Below are 26,472 nucleotides of genomic sequence, written 5' to 3' on the forward strand. Positions count from 1 at the left end.
CCGTGAATGAGACGGCGACGCGTTTTCGCCGTCCCCGAATTTCCACCTCGAGCGAACAGTCCCGATTCCCTACATAGGTATGATATACGTTTAACACCGGCCCCATACTCACGTTCGAGCATGGAATCGCTGGCCGGTGAGTCGGTCGTCGTGATCGGGGGCGGCATCGGTGGGCTCTCGACGGCCTGTTATCTCGCCGACGCGGGTGCCGACGTGCGCGTCATCGAGAAGAACGAACAGGTGGGCGGCCGCGCGAGTCGCCTCGAGACGGACGGGTTCCGATTCGATATGGGGCCCTCGTGGTACCTGATGCCCGACGTCTTCGAGCGCTTTTTCGCCGAGTTCGGCCGGACGCCCGGCGAGTACTACGAACTCTCGCATCTCGATCCGCACTATCGAATTTTCTTCAAAGATAGCGCGGAACGACGTCGTTCGAGAGACGGCGACGCCGTCGCTCGTGATGACGAAAATCGTCAGGGACGATTTTCGAACCATTCCGCGGACGATGCGAGCGGGCAGGGCCCGCGAGCACACGGTGATCGGGTGGACGTCACGCTGGACCTCGAGCGAACGAAGGCCGTCTTCGAGGAGTACGAGGCGGGCGCGGGCGAGGCGTTAGAGCGCTACCTCGAGAAGTCCAAGGAGAACTACGAGGTGGGGATGGAACACTTCGTCTATGAGGACCGCGAACGACTGCGGGATTACATCGATCCAGACGTGGCCCGACAGGCGCGGGGCCTCTCGCTTTTGGGATCGATGCAGGGCCACGTCGAGCGCTACTTCGATCACCCGAAGCTCCAGCAGATCATGCAGTACACGCTGGTGTTTCTGGGCGGTTCTCCCACCAATACGCCGGCGCTGTACAACCTGATGAGCCACGTCGATTTCAACCTCGGCGTCTGGTACCCCGACGGCGGGATCGGCGCGGTCATCGACGGCGTCGCGGAACTGGGCGACGAACTCGGCGTCGAGTACGACACCGATCGGCCGGCGACGGAGATCAAGGGCCGCACGGGCGGGTTCGAAGTCGAGACAGCCAGCGGCCCGGTACAGGCGGATCTGGTCGTGAGCAACGCCGATTACGCCCACACCGAACAGGAGTTGCTCACGCCCGAGCGCCGCGGCTACGACGCGGAGTACTGGGAGGAACGGACGTACGCCCCGTCCGCATTCTTGCTCTATCTCGGCGTCGAGGGCGACGTCGACGAACTCGCCCACCACACGCTCGTGCTTCCGACCGATTGGAACGACCACTTCGATCAGATCTTCGACGATCCGCAGTGGCCCGAGGACCCCGCGTACTACATCTGTGTCCCCTCGAAAACCGACGACGACGTCGCGCCCGAGGGACACAGCGCCCTGTTCGTCCTCGTCCCGATCGCCCCCGGCCTCGAGGACACGCCCGAAATCCGCGACCGGTATCGCGATCTGATCCTCGCGGACGTCGCCTCGAACACGGGGACCGATCTCCGAGACCGGATCGTCCTCGAGGAACGGTTCAGCATCGATGACTTCGCCAGCCGGTACAACAGCTACGAGGGGACGGCGCTGGGACTGGCCCACACGCTCCGCCAGACGTCGCTGTTCCGGCCGCCACACCGCTCGAAGGAGGTCGACGGCCTCTACTTCGTGGGCGGCGACACCACGCCCGGAATCGGCGTGCCGATGTGTCTCATCAGCGGCGAACTGACCGCCGAGAAAGTGCTCGAGGATCACGGATGACGGCGCCGACCGACCGCGGCGAATCCTCGAGACGCCATCGATGAGTTCGGAACCGACGGCCCCGAGCGGCGAAAGCGCGGGTGACCAGCTATCGTACCTGCTGACGCTCTCGCGGCCGCGGTTCTGGCTGTATCTGGCGGGCCCGGTGCTCGTGGGGGTAGCCTACGCCGCTGACGCCGTCGGCGACCTGTTCGCGCCCGCGGCGGTCGTGCTGTTCGCCTACTTCCTCCTGCCGGCGAACGTCTTCCTCTACGGGATCAACGACGTCTACGACCGGGAGATCGACGCGGCGAACCCGAAGAAGGGAGAGCGGGAGACGCGCTATCGGGGACAGGGTTACGTTCCCCTGGCGGTCGGGCTCTGTGCGGCCCTCCCCGTGCTGTTCGCACCGCTGGTCGGGACGGCCGCGCTGCCGTGGCTGATCGCCTTTCTCGCTCTCGGCGCGGCCTACAGCGCCCCGCCGGTCAGGCTGAAGACGACCCCGCCGCTCGATTCGGTCTCGAACGGGCTCTACGTCACGCCGGGGGCCGCCGCCTACGCCGCCGTCGCCGGCGCGCAGCCCCCCCTTCTCGCGATCGCCGGCGGCTGGCTGTGGGCGATGGGGATGCACACGTTCTCGGCGATCCCCGACATCGAGCCCGACCGCGAGACGGGGATCCGAACGACCGCAACGGTGCTCGGCGAGCGCCGCACCTACGCCTACTGCGGCGCGTGCTGGGTCGCGAGCGCGGCCGCCTTCGGCGCGCTCGACGCGGGGCTTGGCGCGCTCATGCTCGTCTATCCCGCGCTCGTCGTCGCGATTTCGACCGCGAGCGTCGCCGTCGATCGCGCGTACTGGTGGTTTCCGGCGATCAACACCGCCGTCGGCGCGCTCCTGACGGTGGGGGGCCTCTGGAGGCTGTTGTATGGGTAGCGAGGACCCGAACCGCTCGTCATCGAATTCACGTGCGAGTTCGGGACCGGAAACGGATTCAGGGCCGGAGCGAAGTTCGAGGTCGGAGAGGGGCTCGGGGCCGGAGACGAGCGCCGATCCCGACTCGAGCCCGCGTTCCCCCGACGACGCCGACACCGACGGGCTGACGCGAGCGTCCGTCCAGCGGCGGCTCGAGGCCCTCGTCCGCGAGAATCGGTTCACCATCGCGGTCGTCTTCCCGGTCGTCGGCGCGGTGACGCTGGTCGCGAGTGCCGAAGGGCATCTTCCACCGATACTGTCCTACAACCCGCTGCTGATCCTGTTCGGAACGCTCGTCATGCGCTCGCCGCTGGTCGTGGCCCTGCTCCCCGAAATCGACCGCCGCGCGCTCGCCCTCCTCGGCGTCCTGACGGCGTACACGTACGCGATCGAGCTCGTCGGGGTGCGCACGGGCTGGCCGTACGGGACCTTCGAGTACGGGGTTCGCCTCGGGCCGATGGTCGGCGACGAGGTCCCCCTCGCGCTGCCGCTGTTTTTCGTCCCGCTCGTGTTGAACGCCGTCCTTCTCACGCTGTTAGCGCTCGGCGAACGGGCCGCGCGGGTCGTCCCGCGCGTTCTCGGGACGATCGCCGCGGTCCTCGCCGTCGATCTGGTGCTCGATCCCGCTGCCGTCGCCATCGGGTTCTGGACGTACGTTCCGCCGGGAGAGTACTACGGCGTTCCGGCCTCGAACTATCGCGGCTGGCTCCTCTCGGGAGCCGTCGCCGTCGCCCTCCTCGATCTCGCCTTCGATCGCGCGGCCGTCCTCGAGCGCGTCCGGACCTGCGAGTTCGCGCTGGACGATCTGGTGAGCTTCCTCGTGCTGTGGGGGACCATCAACGCGCTCTACGGCCAGTGGCTGGCCGTCGGCGTCGCCGGATTGCTCTGTCTCGTTCTCCTCCGGACCGATCGCTACGACCTCGAGGCGGTCCGGACGGCGCTCCCGGGAGTCCGAGACCGGCGGTAGTGCCGCGTATCGATCGCGAGCGGTGAGCGGATCGACACCGACGGCGGGAAATTCCGGCCGGTACCTTTTGCGCCCGGGAGGAGTACCACTGCTATGGCGACGAAGGAACCGGTCGAATGTCCGGTCTGTCGCGAACCGACCGACGCGGGCCAACAGCTCGAGGATCACCTCTTCGCGGAACACTCGAAACGCAAGTTAGCGAAGTTCATCGTGGCCGATACGGCCGTGCTGGCCAACGGGGACGCTGCCGAGTAGCGCCGCGGTCGTTCGGGCCGTCCGTCGTGTGCCGTCGATGAGTGGCGAGCGTTGGTCGACGGCCGGACGCGAGAGAAAAACGTCCGGTGCGCGAACCGAGCGCCGCGTGTCTCGGAGCGGTTCGAAATAGCGCTCAGCGCGTCGGGACGGTTTCCCCGCGTCCGGAGCCGCGGTGGTCCGGTTCGCCGGACGGTACCGCCGACACGCGCTGGAACACGGCCTCGGGATCGCGGTTCCAGTGCCAGTGCCACCGCGTCTTCGCGAGACACCACAGCTTTCGAGTCGTGGACAGCGACGGCTCCCGCGAGAGCACGTCGTACTCCTGGGCTCGGATGACGGCGTGGTGTTCCGCGTAGAGGACCGCCGCCAGCAACACCGGAAGCTGACAGTCCTCGGGGAGATATCGAATACCGGCGACGCCCTCGCGGTAGAGCTCCTCCGTCCGCTGGAGCTCGGCGGCCATCGCCGCGGCGAACGAGTCGGAGAACTCGAGGCGCTCGACCTGGGCGGCGTCGACGCCGTGTTCCCGGAGCGTCTCCTGTGGAACGTAGATCCGACCGCGCTCGAGGACGTCCTCGCGGACGTCCCGGATGAAGTTCGTCAACTGGAAGGCTTCGCCGAGTTTGATCGCGTGGGGGAGCGCGATCGCTTCGTCCTCGGAGTCCATGATCGCGGTCATCATCACGCCGACCGCCGCGGCCGACCCGCGCATGTAGGACTCGAGGTCGTCGTAGGTCTCGTAGCGCTCCGTCTCGATGTCGGTCGCCATCGCGTCGATGAACGCGTCGATCTCGTCGTCGGGGATACCGTACTCCGCCCGGAGTTCGCGGAACGCCTCGAGAACGGGATCGTCGGGCTCTCGCTCGCCGAGGGCCTGTTCGCGAAGCTCCTCGAGTCGAGCGCGTTGCGTTTCCGGCGGAACCCCGTCGGCGTCGTCGACCACTTCGTCGGCGATCCGGAAGAACGCGTAGAGGACGTGCGTGGCGTGTCGAACTCGCTCGGGAAGGAACCGCGTCGCGAGATAGAACGTTTTCCCGGTTCGTTTCTGTATCGCCTTCCCTGCATCGATATGTTCCTGTTGCATTCTCTCACTCGTCGATCCCACCAAATTGCGATCGGATGGCGATCGGATGATGATTCTACGACAGTACTATATAAAGTACCACCCCCTCACTATGCTTACTGACCGCTGACCGCGGGCCAGTCGGACGGTCGACGCTGCAGGTGTTCGTACCCGGAAACCGTCGAGTCCCGATTCAGTCGGGCCGCCGTCACGGAACTGATCCGGGAACCGATCTGTGAACCAGCGGGTCGGTCCGTCCCAAGCGTCGACTCGAGGTGAGCCGACTATCGGTGACGGACAGGCGTCCGCTCACTAGTGGAATTTGTATAACATGTTTGATAACGTTTTTGTAGTCGTTCGTGGACGGCTTCCACGGAGATCGGGCGCGCTGGGATACGGATCCCTCAACCGACGAACGGAGCGCTGGAACCGAGCGGGCACGTCGGCAACGACGGTCGCTCGAGTACGGGCGCTCGGAGACGGTGGCCGAACCGACGAGGCGATCTCCGATTCGATCCACGCGAACGGACGGGTCGGTCCGACGACGGACGCCGTCGTCCGCTCCGCCCCGACCCAGTAGCGCCGTCCACGCTCACCCCTGTCATTCGCGGTCGTCTGCGCGGCCGGCCGTCTGTCGACGGTCGGTCTCGGACGGCCCGTTAGTTCCGACGGTGGAGTCGCTACGCGAAGCGAGAGCAGTGAACCGTTTCCGCCGTCAGCGTTCGCTCTCTACCGAAGATCGGGACAGTCGCCGTCGATCTCACTCGACGACCATGCAATCGACGCGGATCCCGCTTCAGCCCGTGCGACAGTCACTGCTGCCCGAACAAACATCTATGAGTGCAACTAGCATAGATCGAGATATGGCCAGTAACGTAGTCACGCACGAACGGTCACGGTGTCGCAACTGCGGCTTCGAAGCCCCCGGCGGGGACGACGAATGGCAGCGAATCGAGGTCCCCAAACTGGGCCGAATGACGCAGTGCCCCGACTGCGAGAGTACGGACGTCATCACCAGCCGGTGACGACCGGTCCTCGAGCCGGCGGGCCCAGTACGGCGGTACTCCGTCGCGGTCCGAGGGAGAGTTCGCAGACAGACTCTTGAGTGTCTCTCCCCTAGAACTCGCCGTGAGCAACGAGGCAGATCACCGTCCGACGAACGACGATGAGTGGCGCGAGAAACTGAGCGACGAGGAGTACCGCATTCTCCGAGAGGCGGGAACCGAGGCACCGTTTAGCGGCGAGTACGTCGACCACAAGGACGACGGCACGTACGCCTGTGCCGGCTGCGGGGCCGAACTGTTCGACTCCGAGACGAAGTTCGAGTCGGGGTGTGGCTGGCCCAGCTTCTACGACGCCGACGACGACCGGATCGAGACCCGAACCGATACCAGCCACGGCATGCGCCGCACCGAGGTCCTGTGTGCCGACTGCGGCGGCCACCTCGGCCACATCTTCGACGACGGCCCCGATCCGACCGGCAAGCGCTACTGCATCAACTCCGTCGCCCTCGAGTTCGACGGGGAGTGATGGACGGATAGCGGTTCGAATTTCGGATCGCGTTCGACGACCACCGCAGCGGTCTCGGACGGCGGCGACTGCAGGCAGCATCCTTTTCGAAATACTCGGCTCACCTCGACTATGTCCAACGAACGGCCGACCGCCGAGGAACTGCGACAGGGGATGACCGTCGAAATCGTCCAGGAGGATGCGGACCCGGAATCCGAGGACACGGAACCGATCATCGGCGAGGTCGGGACGATCTACGGTGACGAACCCGAAGGCCCGCAGGTGAAGTTGAAAAGCGGCGCGGTCGGCCACGTGCAGTCGGTCGCCCCCGACGAGTAACGCCCCGTTCGGTTCGGGTTCCGGTATTCGATTAGCACGTCAGATTTGAACAGAGTGTAACAGAAATGGGCGCATTATATCTAAACTTCAACTACCAATCGAACCCCTTCCGAAACATTCATGGTGTCTGTGAGAAGATATTCGAACATGGCACCCGAAGCGACGCCGGTCGGACGGCAGGTGGACGGGTCGAGCGATGTGATGGCGGCCATCGACGAGATCGACGGTCGATCTCACCTCGTCATCGCCGATATCGCTCGAGACGAGGCCTGGCTCGCCGTGTCCGAGGAGGAGGCCGTCTCCCTCGACGAGAGTCGGTAGGCCGCTTCGGAAGAGGTTTTTCGAGTCGCGATGCGAGGGCTTGCGCTTAGCGACCGGTCCCGTCGTCTCGAAAGGCCGCGTAAATGGTCTCCGCTCGCGTCGGGCCGATCCCCTCGAGCAGCGTGAGATCGTTCGGCTCCGCCTCGAGCAGCGCTTCGACGGTCGGATACCGGTCGTACAGCGTCGCGGCGAGTTCGGGGCCGATCCCTTCGATACAGCCGTAGATCCGCTTCGTCGTCGGTTCGCGACGACTGGGGACGGAACCGGCCGGCAGCCGGGTACTCGTCGGGTCCTCCGCGTGCTTTCGGCCGAGTCGGATCGCGAAATCGACTAACTGCCGGCGGTCCGTACAGGGGACGACCGGGACGCCGTAGCGGGCGGTGATCGAGGCCATCGACCCTCGAATCGATTCCGGGGAGACGCCCGTCCGCAGCGACTCGAGACCGGTGAAATCGTCCTCGAGCAGGACGTAAGAGTGGTCGTAGGCCGCGGCCATGCGCTCGACCTGATCGCCGAGATCCGAGCCGCTCCGTCCCATGACACTCGAGACGTAGTCTCGAAGGGTTTTGCGCTCGATACCGACCGAATCGATGGCGATATCGCCGGTCGCCAGCCGCTCGACTCTGACCGTCGTCACGTCGGGATGGGCGCGGACCGCCTCGACGAGGCCGGCCGGTTCCCGATCGTCGACGGTAACGGCGACGCGCATACTCGTCGGACGGGCTCGAGCGATGAACGAGTGTCGGTTAGCGACGGTCGCGCGAGCGCGAACGGACCGATGCCTTCTATCCCCAGGGGCCCGTAGACGGAACGAATGGCTTCCACACGGACGCTCGACGACGCCAGGCTCCTCGTCGCGGAGTCGCCCGATCCGAGTGCCGGTGACCGTTCGAACGCCCGTTCGGACGCCCCGCTCGAGGACGCGCTCGAAGACGACGCCCTCGAGGTGGTCACGGTGACGACCGCAACCGCGGCGCTCGAGCGGCTCGAGACGGACCACGTCGACTGTCTCCTGACCGCACAGTCCCTTTCGGACGCGGAGACGACCGGGCTGGACCTCCTCGAGGCGGTTCGGGAGCGTGCCCCCGATCTTCCGGTCGTGCTCGCGCCGGCCGAGGGCGACGAAGAACTGGCCAGCCAGGCGATCGCGGCGGGGGTCACGGCGTACGTGCCGCGCGATCGGACCGGCGACGGCTCGAGCGACGACTGCCGAGCGGCGATCGAACGGGCGCTCTCGGAGGGCCGCGAGAGACGACGCCAGCGAGAGCGCGCCCGACAGTTCGACGCGATCTTCGAGGGGGCGGAAACGCACTCGTGGGTGCTCGAACCGGACGGAACCGTCCGACGGGCCAACGAACCCGCGCTCGAGGCGATCGGCGCGACCGCGAGCGATGTCCGCGGCCGGCCGTTCGCGGCGCTTCCCTGGTGGCGGTGTACCGCGGACGGAAGAACGGCGCTTCGGGAGGCGATCGACCGAGCACGGAGCGGAGAGATCGCACACCGAGAGCTAACGCAGAGCCGCACCAACGGGGGTGATCTGGCCGAGCAAGGCGGGAGCACCGCCGCGAGCGAGCCGGCCGACTCGACCGACGATTCCACCTTCGAGGTGACCGTTCGGCCGGTCCGCGACGCGTCCGGTGACGTCGTCTCGTTGCTCGCACGGGCGAGCGACGTCACCGAGCGGGCCCGACTCGAGCGGGAGCTGCGAGCGTCGGAGGAGCTCCACCGGGTGACGCTCAACAACATGACCGATACCGTCCTCATCACCGACGACGACGGGGCGTTCACCTACGTCTGTCCGAACGTCCACTTCATCTTCGGCTACTCCGACGACGAGATCCGCGAGATGGGGACGATCGACGACCTGCTCGAGCCGGACCTCTTCGATCGCGACGAACTCGAGTCGGCGAGCGTGTTGACCAACATCGAGTGTACGGCGACCGATCGCGCGGGCCGCGAACACACCTTGCTGGTCAACGTCCGCGAAGTCTCGATCCAGGGCGGGACGACCCTCTACAGCTGTCGAGACATCACGAAGCGAAAGCGCCGCGAGGAGGCGCTGACGGCGCTTCATCGGACCGCTCGCGAACTCCTGTACGCCGAAACGGACCGCGAGATCGCCGACATCGTCGTCGACGACGCGACGGCCGTGCTCGATCTCGAGGCCAGCGGCGCGTACCTGTTCGATACGGCGGAGAACGTGTTACGACCCGCCGCGTCTTCGCCGGGTATGGAGCGGTTACACGGGCCGATTCGCGACCACCGGGCGACGGACGACAGCATCCCGGGTCGCGTCTTCATCGACGGCGAGAGTCGGTTCTTCGCGAACGTTCACGACGCCGCGTCGCTCTCGAATCCGGAGACCGACCTGCGAAGCGCCGCGTACGTCCCGCTCGGCGACCACGGCGTGTTCGTCGTCGGATCGACGGGGTCGGATGCGTTCGACGACGTTTCGCGGGAGTTGACGGACCTGCTGGCGGCGACCGCGGAAGCGGCGCTCGACCGGGTCGAACGGGAGCGAACGCTGCGCGAGCGGGACCGCGAACTCAAGCGCCGAAACCGGCAGCTCTCCCGCCTCAACCGGATCAACGAGATCATCCGGGAACTCGATCAGGCGCTGGTCGAGGCGGAGACCCGCGCCGAGATCGAACGGGCGGTCTGCGATCGACTCACGGCCGCCGACCGGTTTTCCTTCGCCTGGATCGGTCAGCTCGACGCCGACGGCGACCGCCTCGAGGCGCGCGCTCACGGTGGCACGGGCAACGGCCGCGAGTATCTCGACGCCGTCCCGCTCTCGCTGGCGGACGCGAACGAACCCGCGGTCGGGACGGCGGCCGATCGCGAGGCGACCGTCGTCTCGAACGTCGTCGACGGACTCCGCGAGGAACCGTGGCGCTCCGAAGCGCTCGCCCGCGAGTATCAGTCGGCCGCGAGCGTCCCGCTGTCGTACGACGGGTTCACGTACGGCGTCCTGACGGTCTACGCCGACCGCCCCGACGCGTTCGACGACATGATCCGCGCCGTGCTCGCGGAACTCGGCGAGACGATCGCGTCCGCGATCGCCGCGGTCGAACGCAAGCGCGCGCTGGTCTCGGACGAGAACACGCGACTCGAGTTCGAGGTGGCCGACGAGACGTTCGTCTTCGCACGGCTCGCTCGACTGGCAGACTGCGTGCTCTCCTCGGACGGCGGCGTTCGCCAGCACGAGCGGGGCGCGTCGGTGGTCGCGACCGTCGACGGCGCGTCGCCGGCCGCCGTCGCGACTGCGGCCGCGGAGCTGGTCGGCGTCGAGCGCGCACAGGTCATTCACACGGACGAATACGGCGGCGGAGACGGCGACGGTGAGCCGACTGCCGATGCAGATACCAGTGACGCCGAGGTCGTCGACACTGACGATGGCGTCGGCGGTGGCGTCCTCTTGCATCTCTCCCGACCGGTGCTTGCAGACCGGCTCGCGGATCACGGGGCGGTGTTACGAGGCGTCGAAGCGACCCCCTCGAGCGCCCGGGTCGTGATCGACGTTCCCCGATCGGCCGACGCGAGAGAAAGCGCCGACATCGTCTCGACGGCCTTCTCGGACGTCGAACTCCGATCGAAACGGACCGTCGAACGCACGACGCCGCGGGACCTCCGCTCGGAACTGCACGATCGGCTCACCGAGCGCCAACTCGAGGTCGTCCAGCTCGCGTACTACGGCGGCTACTTCGAATCGCCGCGCGACAATTCGGGCGAAGACGTCGCCGAAACCCTCGATATTTCGCCGGCAGCGTTCTACCGGCACGTCCGGCGCGTTCAGCGGACGCTCTTCGAAGTCGTGTTCGACGAGATCGGACTGCCGGAGCCTCGATCGGGAGGGGTTGAATAGTGAACCCCAATCGTTTGCCGACGCTAGCTATCTGACGGATATACTCATCCTAATATACCTTGTATTCGCGGATACGACGAGTGTCGCGACACACCGTCAGTCGTCTCTCCCATGAACCACAAAGACGCCGACTCCGACCCGCGGGCGGAATCGACCTACGAATGCTTCGACTGCGGAACCGTCGTTCGCGCGTCCGCACCGGACGCCTGTCCCGAGTGCGGTGCCGAAATGCGCAATCGAGGGACGCCGATCGAGTAAGTATGTCCTCTCAGGACCGTTCTTCGCCGCCGACCCGAGAAGCGACGGCCGAATCGACCGGCCCCGAAACCGCACTCGAGACCGCGCGCCGACAGCTCGATCGCGTCGCCGCACAGTTAGATATCGACGACGCCGTCATCGAGCGCCTCTCCCACCCCACGGCGGTCCACGAGGTGACGATCCCCCTCGAACGCGACGACGGCTCGCTCGAGGTCTTCACCGGCTACAGGGCCCACCACGACAGCGTCCGCGGGCCCTACAAGGGCGGACTGCGCTATCACCCCGGCGTGACCCGCGACGAGTGCGTCGGACTGTCGATGTGGATGACCTGGAAGTGTGCGGTGATGAATCTCCCATTCGGCGGCGCGAAAGGCGGCATCGTGGTCGACCCGAAATCGCTGAGCGACGACGAGAAGGAGCGGCTCACGCGTCGATTCGCACAGGAGATCCGCGGCGTGATCGGGCCGAACACGGATATCCCGGCGCCGGACATGGGCACCGACCCGCAGACGATGGCCTGGCTGATGGACGCCTACAGCATGCAGGAAGGCGAGACCATCCCCGGCGTCGTCACCGGCAAACCGCCGGTCATCGGCGGCAGCTTCGGCCGCGAGGAAGCGCCCGGCCGGAGCGTCGCCATCGTCACGCGGGAGACCTGCGAGTACTACGACTACCCGCTCGCCGAGACGACGGTCGCCGTCCAGGGCTTCGGTAGCGTCGGCGCGAACGCCGCGCGCCTGCTCGAGGAGTGGGGCGCGACGGTCGTCGCCGTTTCGGACGTCAACGGCGCGGTCTACGACCCCGACGGGATCGACGTCGACTTGATCCCTTCCCACGACGAGGAGCCGGAAGCGGTGACGCGCTTTGCGACCGATATCCTGGACGACGACGGCGGCGTCTCCCGGCTCTCGAACGCCGAACTGCTCGAGTTGGACGTCGACGTCCTCGTCCCCGCCGCAGTCGGCAACGTCATCACCGCGGACAACGCCGACGCGATCGCGGCCGATATCGTCGTCGAAGGGGCGAACGGCCCGACCACGTTCGCCGCCGACACCATCCTCGAGGACCGCGGGATCCGCGTGATTCCGGACATCCTCGCGAACGCCGGCGGCGTCACGGTGAGCTACTTCGAGTGGCTCCAGGACATCAACCGTCGCGCGTGGTCCCTCGAGCGGGTCAACGAGGAACTCGAGTCCGAGATGGTAACGGCCTGGACCGCCCTCAAAGACGAGGTCGAACGGCGGGACGTCTCCTGGCGCGATGCGGCGTACGCCGTCGCGCTCGAGCGGGTTTCCGACGCCCACGAGATGCGCGGCCTCTGGCCGTGAATAGTCGGTTCCGGTAAATCGCAGACGAGATCGGTTACCGCTCTGTTTCGGTTCTCCGTCGTTGAAGTGCTGTTTTTGACGATGACTGCAGTGGACAGTGCGCTCGAGACTATCCGAAGAGAAAAGAACGCGTTCTGCTATCGTGGCACCAGGGAATCGCCACGCCCTCCCCAGCCGATTCGTTCGCTCGCAGGCTCGCTCACTCATCCCTCGCACGGCATCGTGCCGCGGTTCATTGACACTCACCGCGGCCCAGCGCGCGCCACCGCATGCCGGTTGATCAGTCTGAAGCGAGATAGCGCCTCCCTCAATCGATCACCGATCCAGTGTCACGACTCTCGAGCGAGGTACTCGATCGCTTCGTCGTCGCTCACCTGGCCGAAGGTCCGGTAGTACTGGCCAACGGCGCGGAAGCCCGCGGGCGTCTGGAGAGCGATCACTTCGTCGGCCTCGCGCTCGAGGCCGTCGATGGCCCGCGGGGAGCCGACGGGCACGGCCAGGCCGACCCACGCCGCGCCGGTCTCTCGGACCTGTCGGAGGCAGGCCGTCGCGGTCGCCCCGGTCGCGACGCCGTCGTCGACGATCAGGACCCGCTTCCCCCCCAGGTCGGGTAGCCCGTCCGCGTCGCGGTAGCGATCGGCCTTTTCGCGCGCGTTGTCGGCTTCTTCGGCCCGAATCTCCTCGAGATACCCCTCGGAAACGTTCAGCCGATCGATCAGGTCGTCGTTCTCCCAGACGCTGCCGTCGCTGGCGACCGCGCCCAGCGCCACTTCGGGATTGTGCGGCGCGCCCATCTTGCGCGCGACGACGACGTCGAGGTCGGCCTCGAGCGCGTCGGCGACCGGCCGCGCGACGGGAAGGGCACCGCGGGGAATTCCGAGGACGATATCGACAGCGAGGTCGCGGGCCTCGAGGTCCGCTGCGAGGCGTTCGCCGGCGTCAGTTCTGTCGTCGAACATGGTCCCGTCGGATAGTACGGTATCGACGCACTACGCGTTTGCGCCGCACACGCCGGGATCGTGACGCTGGGATGGTGCAGATCGGACCGTAACTCGCCTGCCGAACGCCTACACGGTGTCGTTCGGGAGAGGTCGTATGGGACGCCTCCAGCAAACGCTCTCGAACGTCAGCGACGAGTCGGGACGCGACAACGGCCGGGTCGGAATCGTCGGCGGGAGCGTCGCGTATCCGAACCAGCCCGCGCTCGTCGGGCGCGCGGCGCTGCGAACCGGCTCCGATCACGTCCGGACCTTCGTCACCCGGCCGATCTGCGAAATCGTCGCCGGTCACTCGCCGAACCTGCTCGTCGACGCCTACGACCGCGAGGAGTTCGACGACGGCGCCGTCGAACGGACCCTCGAGGTGGCCGACTGGGCCGACGCCTTCGTGATCGGACCCGGGCTCGTCGACGCGGATCCCGACGCGATACGCGAGGCGGTCGATCGCATCGAGGTCCCGATCGTCGTCGACGCACTCGCGATCGAACCCGCCCTCGAAGCGGACCTCTCGAACGCGATCCTGACGCCCAGCGGCTCCGAAGACGACCCGATCTACGAGGCCTACGGTTCGCTCGAGACCTTCTCCGAGGAGACGGGGGCAGTCATCGCCTTAACCGGCGGCGTCGACGAGATCGTCGCCGAGGGCGACCGGATCGAAAACGAGACGGGAACGTCGGCCATGACCGTCACCGGAACTGGAGATACGCTGTCGGGTATCGTGGCCTCGCTGCTCGGCCAGGGGATGGATCGCCGCGAGGCGGCCGAACTCGGCGCGTGGGTCCTCGGCAAGACCGGCGAACTCGCGACGGCCGAGTACGGACCGGGCGTCGTCGCGACCGACGTTATCGAGCGAATTCCGAACACGATCCGCTAACCGCTCGATCCGGTACCCGCGTTCGGAACTGACTACTGTTCGTGAACGACGATCACGGTCATCGGTGCCCGGCGAACCACCGCTTCGGAAACGCTGCCGAGCAAGACGCGATCGACGCCGTGTCGTCCGTGACTGCCGACGACGATCTGATCAAATCCGTTCTCGACCGCGTAGTCGACGATCTCGCGAGCCGGTTTCCCCTTCGCGACGACCGTCTCGATTTCGCGGTCGGTGTCAGCGGCCGACTGCACGGCCGTCTCGACGAGTTCCTCGCCGCGTTCTCGTGCGCTCTCGTATCCCGGGAGCGCCGATTCGGAGGCGGCGAACGACGCCCAGTACCCCTCAGGGAGTCGAACGACGTGTATCGCCGTGAGCGCGGATTCGGGGAACTCTTCGAGCGCGTACTCGAGCGCCGCTTTAGCCTGTGGAGAGTCGTCGATCGCGACCAGCGTTTTTCGCACCATGTGTGAGACTCCCACTCCCGAGAACTTAATGACGATCTCACGATTTCGTGGACGTCTACACGCACCGACGCGCTATCGGCCCGAATCAGCCCTCGGTCCGTCGCCGTTGAAGCCGCCCGCGAACGATCGGCGTCACCGGGAACACTCCGACGCCGACCCGCTCGATCTCGAGGACGTCGAACGCGTCGTGCCCGACGAACCGTTCGACCGTCTCCCGGTTCAACTGGCATCCACCCGCAGCGCGTTCCCACAGCGGATTCAGACGGTCCTGTGCCCGCGCGCGCCAGCCGTCGTTGCGGACGTGCTCGAGGAAGCGCAGTTCGCCGCCCGGTCGCAGGACGCGGGCGACCTCCTGGAGCGCCGTCCCGGGGTCGGCGATGGTACAGAAGACCAGGCTCGAGAGGACGACGTCGAAACTGTCGTCGGCGTACGGCAACGACTCGGCGCGGTCACCGCGGAGGTGGACCTCGAGGTCGGTTCCCCTCGCTTCGCGCGCGGCCCGGCGTCGCATGTGCGGATCCGGTTCGATCGCGTGGTACTCGAGGTCGTCGTCGCGGGCATCGGCTACGTACGGAATCATTACGCCGTTGCCCGCGCCGATATCGAGAACGCGTCCGGAGAGGTCAGTCGCGAGGTACTCGCGGTGGGGGCCGATCAGCAACCGATCCGGCACGAACCGATCGTACAGCGCGGCGAACGCGGGGTGTGCGATCGTCCGATCGCCCGCGGGGCATCGTGAAGTGCCGTCTGCCATCGTATCACTCGGTTCAACGGACGGCGACCCGGGCCATACTCCTTTTCCCGTCGGTACTCGCACCCGTAGCGATCGGTTTCGGGACGGCTACTCGTCGTCCTCCCTCGACAGAGAGGGTGTATCGACGTTTCAGTCCGGATCACACCCGACTCTTTTCGACCGTCCCGCGCCCGGGAGCCAGGAGATTGCTATAGCGGCTTTTAGTTTATCAGGATGGAGAGGATCGACACCGAAACGTCAGCGTTACGGCGGCGCGCCGGCCAGTTCGCGTATGGAAGTGCCGTGCGTCCGCGTCGCGCGAGAAGCGGGGGAAGCGACGCGATCGTCGCTCGCCGATGCGGACCTGATCGACGACGCCTACGAGATTAGCGTCGCAGACGGCCAGCTCTACATCCCGATCACCGATCCCGCCGCCGCATCAGCGGCGCTCGAGGGGTGCGAGATCGTTCCCCGGACGGTCACCGAGCGCGAGCAACAGACGACGCCCGCGGATCTCCTCGCGTTCGACCCCACCTACGAGCGACTCGGCGAGGCCGCGCTCATCGACGAGGACGATCCCGAGCGGGCGCGCGAAATCGCCGACGCGGTCCTCGAGTCGGATCTCCCCGCGAAAACGGTTCTGAACAAGGCCTCGAAAGTCAAAGGCGAGACGCGCGTGCGCGATTGGGAGTTGCTCGCCGGCGAGAACACGGAGGTCGTCCACCGGGAGTACGGCTGCGAGTTCGCACTGGACCTCGCGTCCGTTTACTTCTCGCCGCGGCTCGCGACCGAGCGCCACCGGGTGGCCGAGCAGGTCAGCGAGGGCCAACGGGCCTCGGAAAGTGCGAGCGGGCAGGGCCCGCGAGCCGACGGCGAGCGCGCGTTCGATATGTTCGCCGGCGTCGGCCCCTTCGTGATTCCGTTCGCGAAACGCGGCGCGACGTGCGTCGGCGTGGACATCAACGCCGAGGCGATCGACTACCTGCGCGAGAACGCCCGCCGAAACGGGGTTGCAGACCGCGTAACCGCTATCAACGACGATGTGCGCGAGGTGGCTGCCGACTACGAGAACTGGGCCGACCGGATCGTGATGAACCTCCCCCACAGCGCCGACGACTTCCTCGAGTCGGCCGTCGCCCTGGCCGGCGACGACTGTACCCTCCACTACTACGACATCCAGCACGAGGACGATCCGTTCGGGCCGGGCGAACGCGCGATCCGCGCGGCCGCCGAACCCGAGTACGCGGTCACCGTCGAAACCCGCCACACCGTTCGGTCCTACGCCCCCCACGAGCTGAACGTCTGTCTGGACGTCCGCCTCGAGCGGTAATCGAGAGCCGCGACGCGCGCCATCTGTCATGAACCCCCATCGCACGAGCGCACCGATTCGCAATCCTTATGGCTGGTATCGGCCCTACGAATGAATGCACTCGCGTCGGTGTTGCGGCGACGGTCGTCGCCGATGCACGGGACACGAGCGCAGTGAGTGTGCCGGTGTAGCTCAGACTGGCAGAGCGAATCCTTCGTAAGGATTAGGTCAAGGGTTCAAATCCCTTCACCGGCTTGCTTTTGCGACGAACAGTACGTGAGGAGCGAAGCAAGCCGAAGAGGATTTGAATCAAGGAGCAGCTTTGCTGCGACCGTGGTTCACGATCCCTTCACCGGCTTGCTTTTGCGACACGACGTGAGGACCCCAAGAGCGACTGGAGGGATTTGAATCTGGAGGGGCGTGCTCCGACCGTGGTTCAAATCCCCTCCACCGACTCGTCTTCTGCGACGGATATCCCGTGGGAAGCGAGCGCCAGGGGGAGCGAAACCGGAACGCCGGTTCGCTCCGACCATCAATCGATTTCGACGAGAGGCCTGTGATCCTCGGGGTCGACGACTCATTCGGGGACGAGATCGTTGTCCGCAGCCGATGGCATGAACGTCCGAATGAAACTGTGAGAGACTAGAGACCTGAGCGACTGCGTCAATTCGACCGACTCAATGGGATCCAATCGCCGGTCAGCACTAGTAATAAACTATATGCCGCGATATCAAATGGGCCGTTTCCGTATAAGACGGCTATCGACGGACGAGTACTGCAGAAATGATCACGGCGAGAAGACAGTACGCGAAATCTCGAGTGCGGCTTCACCGCGTGCTCGAGCACCGCGAGGTGCTCGTGGACGGTCGCGGACCCGTGCCGTCCTCGTTCAGTCGTCGGTGTATCCTTCGATCAGGCCCCGCAGTCGGTCCGCCGGCAGCGCGCCGGTGAGCTGTTCGACCTGCTCGCCGTCCGCGAAGAGCGCGAGCGTCGGAACGCCGCGGACGCCATAGGCACCCGCGAGCTGCTGATGTTCGTCGACGTCGACTTTCGCGATCACGGCCTCTGTTTCGCCGGCCAGATCGTCCAAGACGGGCTCGAGCATCTGACAGGGACCACACCAGTCGGCGTAGAAGTCGACGAGCACGACCTCGTGGGCCTCGACGACCTCGTCGAGCTGTTCCTCGCTCTCGATGGAGAGCGGTTCGTCAATCGACCGTTCGGACGGTCCGCCGCGGACATCGGTTGCCATTACAGCTCCGTACGGACCGACAGCGTTTAAGAGTTTTGTGGAAATGGTACAATATAGGCACGGCACGATTCGCTCGCTCCGACCGGCTCGACGAGAGGCGCGGTTCGAAGGGGCGATTCGGCGCATCTCGCGTCCCTTTCTGCCTCGAGAGGGGAGAGGAAGGGCCACAGAGTCCGTTTGTAACCAAAGCAGCTCCAATACGCCCGTCGAGCGGGTGCTCGCTGACGTCGTCTTCCCGACGATCGATGCGCTCGAGTTCTCGATTCCGAACAGCGAAGATCGTCCCATTCTCACCGTACGTTCGCGCCGTGTGTGCCGTCTCTGTCTGTCGTGCCGCTCGAGACCGGCTGTGCTAGACGAACGACGAGAACGCGAGAACGGCGGCGAGCACGAGGACGGGATAGTCGAGACGCGAAAAATCGAGCGGCGGGAGCGTGGGATTCCACGCGAAGCACCGCGCCTGCAGCGCGAGCGAGAGCCGGTCCGCTCGGTCGAAGGCCCGCGTCAGGCCGAGTATCCCGATCGTGCTGGCGCGGTCGACCGCGCTCCGTTCGGTTCCGAGCCGGGCGGCCATCGCCTCGCGGATCGTCCGGAGATCGCCCTGTAAGACGGGGAGAAATCGGAAGACGAGCGCGACGCCGATGCCGAGGAGCTGCCCTGGTTTTCCGGGGATCGTCCGCTGGATCGCCGCTCGAGAGTCCCGAACCGGCGTCGACCGGACGTAGGCCGCGCTGACGAGCAGGATGAGCAGAACGCGGTAGCTCGCGAGCCCCGACGCGGTGGCGTCCGCGGTATCGAACCAGGGCGCACCCAGGGTGACGCCCGCGATCAGCGGGGCGAGCGCGAGGATGAGCAGCGCGAATCGGTAGTCGACGAGCGTCCGTCGGATCGAAACGTGCGCGCTGAACAGGACGATCGCCGTCACCGCGGAGAGGACGGCCAGCGCTCGCGGCGTCGTGTGCGCCAGTGCCGTGGCCGCGAACCCGATCTGGACCGCCAGCTTGGTCCGGGGGTCGAGTCGGTGTGCGAGCGTCGCGTCGGGTTCGTAGGTCAGCATCGATTTTCTCCGGCGGTCGTTTCGGACAAGAACGGTGGTCGTCTCAGATCGACCATCGTGATCACCGCCTCGGGACTCGGACCTCGAGGCCCTCGAGTTCCGCCAGCGCCTTCGCGGGCGGTCCGTCGACGGCGACGCGGCCGTCCCGCATGGCGATGATGCGATCCGCGAGCCCGCAGACGTCCCGGAGGTCGTGGGTCGCGAGCAGGATGCCGGTGCCGTCGGCCGACAGCGACTCGAGGCGCTCGAGCACGGACCGGCGGGCGGGCTCGTCGAGCCCGGTAAAGGGTTCGTCGAGGACGAGATGGGTCGGTTCCATCGCGAGCGCGCCGGCGATCGCGACGCGGGACTGTTCGCCGCCCGAGAGTGCGTCGATTCGGTCGTCCTCCCGGTCGGCCATGTTCACCGCCTCGAGCGCGGCGGTCACCCGGCGGTCGATCTCCCGCCGCTCGAGCCCGAGGTTCTCGGGGCCGAAGGCGACGTCCGCGCCGACGGTCGCGGCGACGAACTGGTCGCGGGGGTGCTGGAAGACCATGCCCACGCTCGATCGGGCGGCGATCAGGTCCTCCGCGACGGGCGTCCCGTCGACGAGAACGTCGCCGGAATCGGGCTCGAGGAGGCCGTTGCAGTGGCGCAACAGCGTCGTCTTCCCGCTGCCGTTTCCCCCCGCCAAGAGGACGAATTCGCCGTCGTTGATCGAGAGCGAGACCGACTCGAGAACGGGAACGTCCTCGAACGCGTAGGAGACCGACTCGAACTCGATCATCGTTCCCTCGTCACGATCGAACCGGCGTAATTCGGCCGGATCTGACGATTGCGACCGCGGCGGCTATTTTGAGGATTTCGCCGGGGATGAACGGGAGTACGCCGGCCGTGATGGCCTCCCAGGCCGTGTACTCGAGCAGCCAGGCCATGTACGCCGTCCCGAGCCCGTAGATGAGGATCGTCGCCATGACGAGTGCGCCGACCACCAGCGAGAGCGGGACGGTGCGGAGATCGCGCAGCGTCGTTCCGCGGTGGACGACCACCCCGATCAGGGCCGCGGCGATCGGGTACGACCACAGATAGCCGCCGCTGTTTCCGACCAGAATGCCGAGACCGCCCTTCATGCCGGCGAATACCGGGAGACCGACGCCGCCCGCCGCGAGGTAGAGCAGGAGCGAAAACGCCCCCCAGACCGGACCCAGAACGAGTCCGGCGAGGAAGACGAACAGTACCTGCAGCGTGATCGGTGCCGGCGAAAGTGGTATCGGAATTGACACCAGTACCGACGCCCCGATCAGCGCCGCGAGCACCGCCGCTCGAGCGAACTGTCGGACGACGGTGTCGTCCACGAGATCGACCGAATTCCGTTCCGTTGCCATACCGCTGCTCTCTCGTAAACCGGGATCAAAACTTCGGTTTCCGAGGGATTTTAGCCCCTCGTTGACACGTTTTCTCGAGTCGCTATCGGTCCGGTGTCGACTCGAGGGCGGGTCGAAGAACGGTCGAAACAGTGCGCTTCCTCTCAGTTTTGGTGACGGTGGAGGTCCCCGCGAGATCGTCGATGGTCGGGCTATTCGGGCGTCGATCCGTCGTTTCTGGCAGTCTCCCAGCGAAAGAACTTGGTAATAGCTAATTGTCTCGTCTCGCTAACCGAAACGACCGGCGGTCTTATGGCGTCATTCGGCCCGTGGTGGGGAAAATGCGAATTGGTTGTGCTGCGGCTGGCGATCAAGGGTACCACGCGGCGACTCCCGACGCGGCCGATTCGGGGGTTCGACGGGAAGCAGTTTGGGGCGAACGGAAGCGGAGTGAGAACGGGGCAGAGCCGGGGTGGTGGCGTCACGAATCAGGATCGCCGAAGGCGGAATCGGAACTGGAAGAGAGATTCCGGCGTCCCGCTCGCGGAGTGATCGCGCGATGAGGAGCGGTCGAACGACCGTCGTCGTCGCGCTGGTCGCGGCCGCGATGGTCGGAAGCGTCGTGGCGCTTCCAGCGTTGAGCGGTGGCTCGGACCCGCTCGACGTGGCCGACGGTGTGACCACCGAGACGGGAGCCGATCCGGCGGCCGCGGGTGAGCCACGGGCCGCGCTCGAGGCGGGCGGCGCGCAGACGCAGAACGCTAGTTCGGAACTGGTGGCCTTCGAGGAGGCCGACGCGACGGATGACGATGGCGGCGCGAACGCGCAGGCGACGATCCAGGGGGATACCGAAACCGCCGTCGAGAGCGGCGTCGAGGAAGGGGTCGAACTCGTCCAGTCACAGGGGATCGAGGTGACCCAGGAACAGCGAGCGGCGGCGCTCGAGGGGGCGCGGTCGTCGGTCGCACAGCACCAGACCGTCGACGCCGAGCAGGTGCAGGCGGCCACGAAGGGGGCGGTCCACGGCTCCCTGATCCAGTCCCAGTCGGTGAACGCCACCCACATTCAGTACGCGGTGAACGGAGCGACCGACGGCGGACTCTCTCAGTCCCAGTCGGTCAATGCGACCCAGCTCCAGAGCGCGACCTGGGGAGCGACCCACGGCGCTCTCGCACAGAGCCAGAACGTCAGCGTCGAGCAGATTCAGGTCGCGACCAAGGGCGCGGCTGCGGGTGCCACGAAGGAAGCGGGCGCGAGCGACGTCGGCAAAGCGCCGCACATCCAGGAGGCCGCCCAGGGATCGGCCTACGGCGTCCTGACGCAGTACCAGTCGATCTCGCTCGAACAGCGCCAGCGGGTGACCCTCGAGCACGTCCAGCACGCCGCCGCCGGCGGTGCGGCCGGCTCGCTCGCGGGGAGTTCCCCCGCCACGCTCGAGGGAGAGCAACGAGTCGACGCGCGACAGAAACAGCGCGTCGACGTCGAGCAGCGCCAACGGGTGACGATCAAGCAGATTCAGAAGGCCGCGGCCGGGGCGTCGAAGGGAGCGCTCGTCCAGAAGCAGTCGGTGTCGGTCGAGCAGACGCAGGCAGCCGCACGCGGGGCCAGCCGGGGCTCGCTGAAGCAAGTCCAGTCGGTGCGCCTCGAGCAGTCCCAATCGACCCGCCTCGAGCAGCGCCAGCGGGTTTCGATCACGCAGGTCCAGGAGGCTTCCTTCGGCGCGGCGAGGGGCGCTATCTCGCAGAGCCAGTCGGCGACCGTCGAACAGATTCAGGCCGCCGCCCACGGGAGCGCGGGCGGCGTGCTCGTCCAGCGCCAGTCGATCTCGATCACGCAGATCCAGTACGCCGCGGTCGGGGCCGCCCAGGGCGCGGTCACGTCGGCGATCCAGCGTCAAGAAGTGACGATCGAGCAGCTCCAGGCGGCCGCGTTCGGTGCCGGCGAGGGCGCGGTGACCCAGACGCAACTCGTCGAGGTCACGCAAGTCCAGCAGCTCGCACACGGCGGTGCGAGCGGTGCCCTCGTCCAGGCGCAGTCGGCAACGGTCGAGCAGATCCAGATCGCGGCGCGATCCGCCTGTCAGGAGACGGCCCACGTCGCCCAGTCCCAGCGGATCAGCATCACGCAACTGCAGATCCTGACTCAGGAAGCCGCGTCCGAGGCGACCGCCTACGCGGTGCGAGAAGAGACGGATGACGTGACCCAGATCACCCAGTACGTCGATATTACGGTCACCCAGCGAATCGAGACGATCGACCGGATCGAGGGGACGGCCTCGATCGACGCCCCGGATCAGGAGTCCGGCGGGGAGCGGGTCACGATCGAAGACGCGTCGCTCTCCGAGGGCGGCTTCGTCGCGGTCTACGAGGGACTCGCAATCGACGCCGATCCGGACGCCATCATCGGCGTCTCGGAGTTCCTCGAGGCCGGCGATCACGAGAACGTCACGATCGAACTCGACGAGCCCCTCGAGGAGAGCGGGTCGGTCGTCGCGGTCCCCCATCACGACACGAACGACGACGGAACGTTCCGGTACGCCGAGTCCGACGGCGAGGAGGACGTGCCCTACGTCACCGGTGCCGGCGCGCCGGTGATCGACGGCGCGTTCGTGACGGTCGCGGACGAACCGGATGAGCCGGACGAACCGGACGAGGCGACCGCGACGCTGTCGGTCGCCGATCAGCAGGGCGACGGCGAAACGCTCACCGTCGACGAAGCGAACGCCTCCGTTCCCTACGCCGTCACCGCATCGTACGACGGCGAGACGGCGGAGAGCGACGCGTTCGCGGCCGGCGAGGCGGTATCGAATCTCTCGCTCGAACTCGAGCCGCCGATCGAGGCGAACGCGACGGTCGACGTCTCGGTCGTCGACGAGAACGGCACGGCGCTCGCGAACGACTCCCTCGAGTACACGGTGGCGAACGAGACCGGTGAGAACGACACCGACGGTCCCGAAGCGACCCTCTCGGTCGACAATCAGACGGGCGAGGGCGAGACCCTCACGGTCGACGCGGCGAGCGCGTCCGTGCCGTACGTCCTCACGGCCGAGTACGACGGCCAGCGAGTCGAGAGCGACGAGATCGAGGCGAACGCGACGGTTTCGGACGAGGTCCTCGACCTCGAGCCGCCCCTCGTGGAGAACGCGACGGTCGACGTCTCCGTTCGCGCCGCGGCCGACGACGCGGTGCTGGCGAACGAGTCCATCGAGTACGCGGTCGAGGAACCGGATCCCGAGGAGCCGACGGCGAACCTCTCGGTGGCCGACCAGACCGGTGACGGCGAGACGCTCACCGTCACGCAGGCGAACGCGTCCGTTGAGTACGCGATCACCGTCACCGACGGGAACGGAACGCAGCTCGCGACGAGCGAGACCTTCGACGCGAACGAGACGATCGGCCCCGAGGAGTTCGACCTCGAGCCGCCCCTCGCAGCGAACGCGACGCTCGAGGTGGCGGTCGTCGCGGCCGACGACGGCACGCCCATCGAGACGGCGGATGTCGAGTACACGGTCGACGGCGCGCCCGCAGGGTTCGACGTGGAGTTCGTGAACTGCCAGCGCGCGGAGGTCACCGCGTCGCTCGAGGCGGGCGATCGGGTCGCCGCGAGCACGTGGTTCTACACCTCCGGCGGCGCCGGGGACACGATCGCGGAGGACCTCGTCACCGCCGGTGACGAGATCCCGGCACCCTATAACGGGACGATCGTCTTCGAGATCGGCACCGAGCGCAACGTCACGACGGACGACGAGCAGGTGATCGTCGAGGTGCCGGACTACGGCACCTTCGGCACGTACATCTCGGGGATCAGTTCGCCCGAGGCGGCCCCCGTGGGCGGCATCGACTATCCGAACCCGTCCGAGGCGTGCAACGAGGAAGTGCGGCCCGAGCGGCCGTCGATCGCGGTCGAGGAGACGACCCCAACCGAGGACGGCATCGACGTCACGTTTAGCTACGAGAACCCGAACGACGCCCCGATGGGCGCGAACAGTCAGTTCGTCGAGGGGAACACGACCGATCAGCCGCCGTCAGAATTCGAACCGGGCCAGCGGACGTTCACCGTCGAGTGGACGCCCGAAAGCGAGGACGAACGGCTCGTCTGGCAGGCCGACTTCTCGAACTTCGGCTACCAGGAGCCGATCACCGCCGAGACGCCGCCGGCCGGCGAGATCGAGCCGTCAGACCCCGCGGCGTTCGGCGTCTCGATCGCGGGCACGAACAGTCCGGTCGAACGGGGAGAGCAACTCGAGGTCGAGGCCGACCTCGAGAACGCCGGTGGCGAGAACGGAACGCAAAACGTCTCGCTCGCGATCGGCGAGACCACTGTGGACGCCGAATCGATCTCGCTCGAGGCTGGTGAGACGGAGACGGTCTCGTTTACAGCCGAAACGGACGGTCTCGAGCCCGGTGAGTATCCGGTCACGGCGTCGACCGCGAACGAGACTGCGGAGACGACGGTGACCGTCGAGGAACCACCCGAACCCGCGACGTTCGACGTTTCGATCGCGGGGACCAACAGCCCGGTCGAACAGGGTGACCCCATCGCGGTCGAGACGGAACTCGAAAACGTCGGCGATCGAGCGGGGACGCAAGATCTCGAGGTCGCCGTCGACGGAGCACTCGGTGAGCCGATACCGGTAACGCTACAGTCCGGTGAGACGCAAACGGTCACGCTGAATTACGAAACGGCTGGCCTCGAGCCCGGCGAACACGCTCTCGAGGTGTCGACCGAGAATCAGACGGCCGAGACGACGGTGGCCGTCGAGGCGGTCGCGGAAGACGGCACAGAGGCGGACGGGGACGATGGGGTGGAGCCGGACGGTGAACCCGAGGAGCCACCGGAGCCGGAACCCCCGGCAGAACCCGAACAGCCGGAGCCGCCCGAAGAACCGGAGCCACAGGATCCCGAACTGCCTGAAACGCCGGAACCCGGTCCAGACGGTGACTCCGAACCGGCCACTGCGGGGAACGAACCCGCAGGCGAATCACCACAGGAGCCGGAAGCGAACACGGAGCCCGCCGAGACGGCCGATGGCGGAGCGGTTGAGACGACTGACGGAGGAACGAACGAAGCGACCGACGGTGGAGCGGCCGGTGCTATCGAAGACGGAGCTGCCGATACCGAAAACGAAACCGTCGGAACCGGGTAGCCATCGTTCGACGGCCGATCAGCTACCAGTCGATTTCACTCGAGGGACGAACTGCGGAGAAACCGCGATTGTGGTTCGGCTATCGGCCGCTCAGTGCTGATGACCGGTCGCTTCGCCGAACGTGACGCCGAAGCGCTCCTCGAACAGGTCCATGACTTCCGATTCCTGGGCCTCGAGGTCCTCGTCGGCGTCCTCGCCGTGGTGGACGATGTGGTGGGCGCGGCTGGCGAAAGACAGCAGCATGACGTCGCCGATCGTCTCGGCGTCGGTCTGGTCGCCCTCGGCGACCAGGTCGACGAGGCCGGACGGGATCGTGATTTCGTCGGTCGCACCGTCTTCGGAACTGATCGAGAAGGTCGTCGTCTGGACTTCGTCGCTCATACAGTGACGGTCGGGAAGCGTGCCTAAAGGTGCTGTGACTTGCGACGGACCCGTGCTCGATCCCGAACCGTCGAGGCCCCCGTGGCGTTTTTGCCGCTCGCCGACGGAATTTCGGGTATGCCATCCGTCGAACTCGAGGAGGAGACGATCGAGCGGTTAGAGGCACTGCGCGTCGAGGACGAGTCCTACGACGAACTCGTCACCGAACTCATCAACATCTACGAAGCGAGCGAGTACACGATGTTTCACGCCGGGGACTGACCAGTAGTGAGCTACGACGGTGATCGGCGACCAGTGGTAATCGGCAACGGTGATCGTAATCGGGGTGGTTTACGA

General features: G+C 66.5%; 26 protein-coding genes and 1 tRNA gene. 17 read left to right on the top strand and 10 right to left on the bottom strand.

Going from position 1 to position 26,472, the window contains the following annotated elements:
• Positions 1 to 120: 120 nt before the first annotated feature.
• The 4 genes from AC0QDI_RS10200 to AC0QDI_RS10215 all read left to right on the top strand — a co-directional run bounded on the left by AC0QDI_RS10200 (position 121) and on the right by AC0QDI_RS10215 (position 3,896).
• Complete coding sequence (locus tag AC0QDI_RS10200; RefSeq protein WP_474667775.1) at positions 121 to 1,722, top strand: phytoene desaturase family protein; 1,602 nt, start codon at positions 121 to 123, stop codon at positions 1,720 to 1,722.
• A gap of 40 nt (positions 1,723 to 1,762) precedes the next feature.
• Positions 1,763 to 2,635: a prenyltransferase gene (locus AC0QDI_RS10205; RefSeq protein WP_474667776.1), complete on the top strand. Its 873-nt coding sequence runs from the start codon at positions 1,763 to 1,765 to the stop codon at positions 2,633 to 2,635.
• Positions 2,628 to 3,641, top strand: a complete 1,014-nt coding sequence (cruF, locus tag AC0QDI_RS10210; RefSeq protein WP_474667778.1) for a bisanhydrobacterioruberin hydratase — start codon at positions 2,628 to 2,630, stop codon at positions 3,639 to 3,641. Before AC0QDI_RS10205 ends, cruF begins: the two co-directional genes overlap by 8 nt.
• A gap of 93 nt (positions 3,642 to 3,734) precedes the next feature.
• Complete coding sequence (locus AC0QDI_RS10215; protein ID WP_474667780.1) at positions 3,735 to 3,896, top strand: hypothetical protein; 162 nt, start codon at positions 3,735 to 3,737, stop codon at positions 3,894 to 3,896.
• Between the two features lie 133 nt (positions 3,897 to 4,029).
• Here AC0QDI_RS10215 and AC0QDI_RS10220 read toward each other — a convergent pair whose 3' ends face one another.
• Entirely contained in the window at positions 4,030 to 4,980 is a 951-nt protein-coding gene (locus AC0QDI_RS10220; RefSeq protein ID WP_474667782.1) for a phytoene/squalene synthase family protein, read from the bottom strand.
• A gap of 310 nt (positions 4,981 to 5,290) precedes the next feature.
• On the opposite strand from AC0QDI_RS10220, the gene AC0QDI_RS10225 reads away from it, so the two are divergent.
• The 5 genes from AC0QDI_RS10225 to AC0QDI_RS10245 all read left to right on the top strand — a co-directional run bounded on the left by AC0QDI_RS10225 (position 5,291) and on the right by AC0QDI_RS10245 (position 7,128).
• The gene (locus AC0QDI_RS10225) at positions 5,291 to 5,539 is read left to right on the top strand and encodes a hypothetical protein (RefSeq protein ID WP_474667784.1); all 249 of its coding nucleotides are present in this window, start codon (positions 5,291 to 5,293) and stop codon (positions 5,537 to 5,539) included.
• A 283-nt stretch (positions 5,540 to 5,822) separates the two neighbouring features.
• Positions 5,823 to 5,984, top strand: a complete 162-nt coding sequence (locus AC0QDI_RS10230) for a hypothetical protein (protein ID WP_176548182.1) — start codon at positions 5,823 to 5,825, stop codon at positions 5,982 to 5,984.
• Positions 5,985 to 6,087: 103 nt separating this feature from the next.
• Positions 6,088 to 6,489: a peptide-methionine (R)-S-oxide reductase MsrB gene (gene msrB / locus AC0QDI_RS10235; RefSeq protein ID WP_474667786.1), complete on the top strand. Its 402-nt coding sequence runs from the start codon at positions 6,088 to 6,090 to the stop codon at positions 6,487 to 6,489.
• Between the two features lie 111 nt (positions 6,490 to 6,600).
• Positions 6,601 to 6,807: a DUF2196 domain-containing protein gene (locus AC0QDI_RS10240; RefSeq protein ID WP_474667788.1), complete on the top strand. Its 207-nt coding sequence runs from the start codon at positions 6,601 to 6,603 to the stop codon at positions 6,805 to 6,807.
• 147 nt (positions 6,808 to 6,954) lie between these two features.
• On the top strand, positions 6,955 to 7,128 hold the full coding sequence (locus tag AC0QDI_RS10245) for a DUF7556 family protein (RefSeq protein ID WP_474667790.1): 174 nt from the start codon (positions 6,955 to 6,957) through the stop codon (positions 7,126 to 7,128).
• 46 nt (positions 7,129 to 7,174) lie between these two features.
• Here the strand turns inward: AC0QDI_RS10245 and AC0QDI_RS10250 are convergent, their stop codons facing one another.
• Positions 7,175 to 7,837, bottom strand: a complete 663-nt coding sequence (locus AC0QDI_RS10250) for an ERCC4 domain-containing protein (protein WP_474667792.1) — start codon at positions 7,835 to 7,837, stop codon at positions 7,175 to 7,177.
• Positions 7,838 to 7,942: 105 nt separating this feature from the next.
• Here AC0QDI_RS10250 and AC0QDI_RS10255 point away from each other — a divergent pair, with 105 nt between their 5' ends.
• The 3 genes from AC0QDI_RS10255 to gdhB all read left to right on the top strand — a co-directional run bounded on the left by AC0QDI_RS10255 (position 7,943) and on the right by gdhB (position 12,579).
• Positions 7,943 to 10,993, top strand: a complete 3,051-nt coding sequence (locus AC0QDI_RS10255; protein ID WP_474667794.1) for a bacterio-opsin activator domain-containing protein — start codon at positions 7,943 to 7,945, stop codon at positions 10,991 to 10,993.
• Positions 10,994 to 11,104: 111 nt separating this feature from the next.
• On the top strand, positions 11,105 to 11,251 hold the full coding sequence (locus AC0QDI_RS10260) for a rubrerythrin-like domain-containing protein (RefSeq protein ID WP_474667796.1): 147 nt from the start codon (positions 11,105 to 11,107) through the stop codon (positions 11,249 to 11,251).
• A 2-nt stretch (positions 11,252 to 11,253) separates the two neighbouring features.
• Entirely contained in the window at positions 11,254 to 12,579 is a 1,326-nt protein-coding gene (gene gdhB, locus AC0QDI_RS10265; RefSeq protein WP_474667798.1) for a glutamate dehydrogenase GdhB, read from the top strand.
• A gap of 329 nt (positions 12,580 to 12,908) precedes the next feature.
• Here the strand turns inward: gdhB and AC0QDI_RS10270 are convergent, their stop codons facing one another.
• Positions 12,909 to 13,538, bottom strand: coding sequence for a phosphoribosyltransferase (locus tag AC0QDI_RS10270; protein ID WP_474667800.1), 630 nt, complete (start codon positions 13,536 to 13,538; stop codon positions 12,909 to 12,911).
• 136 nt (positions 13,539 to 13,674) lie between these two features.
• On the opposite strand from AC0QDI_RS10270, the gene AC0QDI_RS10275 reads away from it, so the two are divergent.
• The gene (locus AC0QDI_RS10275) at positions 13,675 to 14,451 is read left to right on the top strand and encodes an NAD(P)H-hydrate dehydratase (RefSeq protein ID WP_474667802.1); all 777 of its coding nucleotides are present in this window, start codon (positions 13,675 to 13,677) and stop codon (positions 14,449 to 14,451) included.
• Positions 14,452 to 14,483: 32 nt separating this feature from the next.
• On the opposite strand, the gene AC0QDI_RS10280 is transcribed toward AC0QDI_RS10275, so the two are convergent.
• The gene (locus AC0QDI_RS10280) at positions 14,484 to 14,915 is read right to left on the bottom strand and encodes a universal stress protein (RefSeq protein ID WP_474667804.1); all 432 of its coding nucleotides are present in this window, start codon (positions 14,913 to 14,915) and stop codon (positions 14,484 to 14,486) included.
• Between the two features lie 85 nt (positions 14,916 to 15,000).
• Positions 15,001 to 15,669, bottom strand: a complete 669-nt coding sequence (locus AC0QDI_RS10285) for a class I SAM-dependent methyltransferase (protein WP_474667806.1) — start codon at positions 15,667 to 15,669, stop codon at positions 15,001 to 15,003.
• A gap of 271 nt (positions 15,670 to 15,940) precedes the next feature.
• Here AC0QDI_RS10285 and AC0QDI_RS10290 point away from each other — a divergent pair, with 271 nt between their 5' ends.
• Both AC0QDI_RS10290 and AC0QDI_RS10295 read left to right on the top strand, forming a co-directional pair.
• The gene (locus tag AC0QDI_RS10290) at positions 15,941 to 16,978 is read left to right on the top strand and encodes a class I SAM-dependent methyltransferase (RefSeq protein ID WP_474667808.1); all 1,038 of its coding nucleotides are present in this window, start codon (positions 15,941 to 15,943) and stop codon (positions 16,976 to 16,978) included.
• A gap of 160 nt (positions 16,979 to 17,138) precedes the next feature.
• Positions 17,139 to 17,212 (top strand) — tRNA-Thr (locus AC0QDI_RS10295).
• A gap of 634 nt (positions 17,213 to 17,846) precedes the next feature.
• Here AC0QDI_RS10295 and trxA read toward each other — a convergent pair.
• From trxA to AC0QDI_RS10315, 4 genes are all read right to left on the bottom strand, one after another.
• Positions 17,847 to 18,209, bottom strand: a complete 363-nt coding sequence (gene trxA / locus AC0QDI_RS10300; protein WP_474667810.1) for a thioredoxin — start codon at positions 18,207 to 18,209, stop codon at positions 17,847 to 17,849.
• A 352-nt stretch (positions 18,210 to 18,561) separates the two neighbouring features.
• The gene (locus tag AC0QDI_RS10305; RefSeq protein WP_474667812.1) at positions 18,562 to 19,266 is read right to left on the bottom strand and encodes an energy-coupling factor transporter transmembrane component T family protein; all 705 of its coding nucleotides are present in this window, start codon (positions 19,264 to 19,266) and stop codon (positions 18,562 to 18,564) included.
• A gap of 61 nt (positions 19,267 to 19,327) precedes the next feature.
• Positions 19,328 to 20,032, bottom strand: a complete 705-nt coding sequence (locus AC0QDI_RS10310; protein ID WP_474667814.1) for an energy-coupling factor ABC transporter ATP-binding protein — start codon at positions 20,030 to 20,032, stop codon at positions 19,328 to 19,330.
• Between the two features lie 10 nt (positions 20,033 to 20,042).
• On the bottom strand, positions 20,043 to 20,630 hold the full coding sequence (locus AC0QDI_RS10315; RefSeq protein WP_474667816.1) for a biotin transporter BioY: 588 nt from the start codon (positions 20,628 to 20,630) through the stop codon (positions 20,043 to 20,045).
• 538 nt (positions 20,631 to 21,168) lie between these two features.
• Here AC0QDI_RS10315 and AC0QDI_RS10320 point away from each other — a divergent pair.
• Positions 21,169 to 25,755, top strand: a complete 4,587-nt coding sequence (locus tag AC0QDI_RS10320; protein WP_474667818.1) for a DUF7282 domain-containing protein — start codon at positions 21,169 to 21,171, stop codon at positions 25,753 to 25,755.
• 90 nt (positions 25,756 to 25,845) lie between these two features.
• On the opposite strand, the gene AC0QDI_RS10325 is transcribed toward AC0QDI_RS10320, so the two are convergent.
• Complete coding sequence (locus tag AC0QDI_RS10325; protein ID WP_474667820.1) at positions 25,846 to 26,136, bottom strand: DUF7545 family protein; 291 nt, start codon at positions 26,134 to 26,136, stop codon at positions 25,846 to 25,848.
• A gap of 117 nt (positions 26,137 to 26,253) precedes the next feature.
• On the opposite strand from AC0QDI_RS10325, the gene AC0QDI_RS10330 reads away from it, so the two are divergent.
• Entirely contained in the window at positions 26,254 to 26,397 is a 144-nt protein-coding gene (locus AC0QDI_RS10330; protein ID WP_474667822.1) for a DUF7557 family protein, read from the top strand.
• The last annotated feature ends 75 nt before the right edge of the window (positions 26,398 to 26,472 follow it).

It is taken from the genome of Natrinema sp. LJW11 (assembly GCF_056135975.1).

What these genes read in the sequence shown, in the direction of transcription:
- AC0QDI_RS10290 (WP_474667808.1), top strand. Translation starts at nt 15,941, where the DNA reads ATGGAAGTGCCGTGCGTCCGCGTCGCGCGAGAAGCGGGGGAAGCGACG.
- AC0QDI_RS10330 (WP_474667822.1), top strand. Translation starts at nt 26,254, where the DNA reads ATGCCATCCGTCGAACTCGAGGAGGAGACGATCGAGCGGTTAGAGGCA.
- AC0QDI_RS10270 (WP_474667800.1), bottom strand. Translation starts at nt 13,538, where the DNA reads ATGTTCGACGACAGAACTGACGCCGGCGAACGCCTCGCAGCGGACCTC.
- AC0QDI_RS10255 (WP_474667794.1), top strand. Translation starts at nt 7,943, where the DNA reads ATGGCTTCCACACGGACGCTCGACGACGCCAGGCTCCTCGTCGCGGAG.
- cruF (WP_474667778.1), top strand. Translation starts at nt 2,628, where the DNA reads ATGGGTAGCGAGGACCCGAACCGCTCGTCATCGAATTCACGTGCGAGT.
- AC0QDI_RS10275 (WP_474667802.1), top strand. Translation starts at nt 13,675, where the DNA reads ATGGGACGCCTCCAGCAAACGCTCTCGAACGTCAGCGACGAGTCGGGA.
- AC0QDI_RS10225 (WP_474667784.1), top strand. Translation starts at nt 5,291, where the DNA reads ATGTTTGATAACGTTTTTGTAGTCGTTCGTGGACGGCTTCCACGGAGA.
- AC0QDI_RS10280 (WP_474667804.1), bottom strand. Translation starts at nt 14,915, where the DNA reads ATGGTGCGAAAAACGCTGGTCGCGATCGACGACTCTCCACAGGCTAAA.
- trxA (WP_474667810.1), bottom strand. Translation starts at nt 18,209, where the DNA reads ATGGCAACCGATGTCCGCGGCGGACCGTCCGAACGGTCGATTGACGAA.
- AC0QDI_RS10310 (WP_474667814.1), bottom strand. Translation starts at nt 20,032, where the DNA reads ATGATCGAGTTCGAGTCGGTCTCCTACGCGTTCGAGGACGTTCCCGTT.
- AC0QDI_RS10250 (WP_474667792.1), bottom strand. Translation starts at nt 7,837, where the DNA reads ATGCGCGTCGCCGTTACCGTCGACGATCGGGAACCGGCCGGCCTCGTC.
- AC0QDI_RS10245 (WP_474667790.1), top strand. Translation starts at nt 6,955, where the DNA reads ATGGCACCCGAAGCGACGCCGGTCGGACGGCAGGTGGACGGGTCGAGC.
- AC0QDI_RS10230 (WP_176548182.1), top strand. Translation starts at nt 5,823, where the DNA reads ATGGCCAGTAACGTAGTCACGCACGAACGGTCACGGTGTCGCAACTGC.
- AC0QDI_RS10200 (WP_474667775.1), top strand. Translation starts at nt 121, where the DNA reads ATGGAATCGCTGGCCGGTGAGTCGGTCGTCGTGATCGGGGGCGGCATC.
- AC0QDI_RS10220 (WP_474667782.1), bottom strand. Translation starts at nt 4,980, where the DNA reads ATGCAACAGGAACATATCGATGCAGGGAAGGCGATACAGAAACGAACC.
- AC0QDI_RS10260 (WP_474667796.1), top strand. Translation starts at nt 11,105, where the DNA reads ATGAACCACAAAGACGCCGACTCCGACCCGCGGGCGGAATCGACCTAC.
- AC0QDI_RS10215 (WP_474667780.1), top strand. Translation starts at nt 3,735, where the DNA reads ATGGCGACGAAGGAACCGGTCGAATGTCCGGTCTGTCGCGAACCGACC.
- AC0QDI_RS10325 (WP_474667820.1), bottom strand. Translation starts at nt 26,136, where the DNA reads ATGAGCGACGAAGTCCAGACGACGACCTTCTCGATCAGTTCCGAAGAC.
- AC0QDI_RS10305 (WP_474667812.1), bottom strand. Translation starts at nt 19,266, where the DNA reads ATGCTGACCTACGAACCCGACGCGACGCTCGCACACCGACTCGACCCC.
- AC0QDI_RS10205 (WP_474667776.1), top strand. Translation starts at nt 1,763, where the DNA reads ATGAGTTCGGAACCGACGGCCCCGAGCGGCGAAAGCGCGGGTGACCAG.
- AC0QDI_RS10320 (WP_474667818.1), top strand. Translation starts at nt 21,169, where the DNA reads ATGAGGAGCGGTCGAACGACCGTCGTCGTCGCGCTGGTCGCGGCCGCG.
- gdhB (WP_474667798.1), top strand. Translation starts at nt 11,254, where the DNA reads ATGTCCTCTCAGGACCGTTCTTCGCCGCCGACCCGAGAAGCGACGGCC.
- AC0QDI_RS10240 (WP_474667788.1), top strand. Translation starts at nt 6,601, where the DNA reads ATGTCCAACGAACGGCCGACCGCCGAGGAACTGCGACAGGGGATGACC.
- AC0QDI_RS10315 (WP_474667816.1), bottom strand. Translation starts at nt 20,630, where the DNA reads ATGGCAACGGAACGGAATTCGGTCGATCTCGTGGACGACACCGTCGTC.
- AC0QDI_RS10285 (WP_474667806.1), bottom strand. Translation starts at nt 15,669, where the DNA reads ATGGCAGACGGCACTTCACGATGCCCCGCGGGCGATCGGACGATCGCA.